Below are 1,665 nucleotides of genomic sequence, written 5' to 3'. Positions count from 1 at the left end.
TCATCGCGTATCACGCCTGCGATGAGCCCCCAAACCGAGGCGAACCCCGTCACGACCTGATGTTTTGAATCACGCTTCACCTCAACTCCGACGAACTCCTTCTATGAGAAGACCCTTTGTGTCAAGCCGTTTATGAACAGTGCTGAAGTATTGATCAGTCCACTATCCATCGCTTCCGCAGCTAGGTCTGAAGCCGATCGTCGCGCGCGTCGGAGCTGACGTCCGACCTCCTTCTATCCGCTGGCCAAGAGCCAGCCTCATACTATGCGCGTTGCGCCAACATCCTTCACCCAGGAACACGCCCCATCTAGAGAAGCGGTTGCCCTCAGCAACCTGGAGTTCGTACGGGCATGTTCACTTCAGACCTGTCTTGCTACGCTAGTGTCTGACCAACCTTACCTCCTTCCTGCCAAGCCGCGGGTCTTACGCAGACTTCAAGTGTGCGCCTTCGGGGATCACGCCGTCCTTCAGATAGCGCCACAGCGCAATCACGAGGCGCCGCGCCACTGCGACGATCGCGATGCGCCGCGCGCGGCGATTGGGTCCCGTCCCCTGCGTGCGCTGGTTGAACCACTGCGTCAATGCACTGGCGGGCTGGTAGCGCAGCCAGGTCCACGCCATCTCGACCAGGAGCGCCCGTACCCGCGGGTTGCCCCGTTTGCTGATGCCCTGGTCGACCTGGCTCTCGCCACTGTCGTAGGGCTGCGGCACCAGCCCTACGCAGGCCCCGACCTGGCGCCGGTTGCTGAACTCGCGCCAGAACAGCTCGAGCGCGAGGCGCGACGCGCCCACTTCGCCAATGCCCTTCAGGCGCGCCAGGGCATTACTTCGCTCGCGCGCAGGCGCCGGCAGGCTCGCCTGCCGTGTCTTCTCGAGGGCGGCGAGCTGCTGCTGCGCCAGCGCCAGCCGTTCGCATTCGCGCAGCAGCCGCTCACGCAACTCAGGCGGTAGCGGTGTGCCGTCGTAACACCGCACCTCGTCACGCGCGAGCCGGCCGGCGAAGGCCCGGTGGTCAACCTCATCCCAGCAGCCGAGCGTGGCCAGCAGTTTGCGCATGCGGTCGCGATGTTGCAGCACTTCCTTCTGCAGTTCCCCGCGATCGCGCATCAGCTGGCGCGATGCCTCGTCCTGCGGCGACGGCACGTGCACCACGTGCATGCGGTCACGCTCGCCGCGCAGCCATGCGCGCAGGTTGATCACCAGCTTGATGGCATCGAGCCGGTCGGTCTTTGCGCGACGCCGGTGGCGCTCGACCGGAATGCTGGCGGGATCGACAACGTAGCACTCGATGCCGCGCGCCTGCAACGCGCGGCATATCCAGAACGCGTCCTGGCCGGCCTCGTAGCTCACGACGATCCTTACGCCAGCCGGCAGCGACCACTTCATCTTGCGCTGTTCGATCAGGTCCAGCACGGCCCGCAGCCTGGCTGCGGCCTGCGGCTGCGCGACCGTGTGGACGGCTGGCTGCTCGCGCTGGCCGTCGTGCAGCGCGACCTTCCACTTCGCGGCAGCAAGCTCGAGTGATACTGCCAGCACCGGTTCCTCACCACCCGTCGTGAACATCTGATCCGTGTGCATGATGCTCTCCTTTGAACAGGGGACTCGACACGCCCTGATTTTACGTATCAGTTCGTTGACGACCTCCACCTGTTACATAGGATCTAG

Annotated in this window: 1 protein-coding gene; it reads right to left on the bottom strand. The window is 64.3% G+C overall.

Annotation, left to right across the window (positions count from 1 at the left end; genetic code table 11):
* Positions 1-423 precede the first annotated feature (423 nt).
* The gene (locus DN412_RS42785; RefSeq protein WP_115216985.1) at positions 424-1,578 is read right to left on the bottom strand and encodes an IS110 family RNA-guided transposase; all 1,155 of its coding nucleotides are present in this window, start codon (positions 1,576-1,578) and stop codon (positions 424-426) included.
* Positions 1,579-1,665: the final 87 nt, after the last annotated feature.

The sequence above is a fragment of the Cupriavidus lacunae genome (assembly GCF_003353055.1).
In the GTDB taxonomy this organism is placed as follows: Bacteria; Pseudomonadota; Gammaproteobacteria; order Burkholderiales; family Burkholderiaceae; genus Cupriavidus; species Cupriavidus lacunae.
Note: the sequence above shows the minus strand (reverse complement) of the source record. Positions and strands in the feature narration are given on the sequence as shown.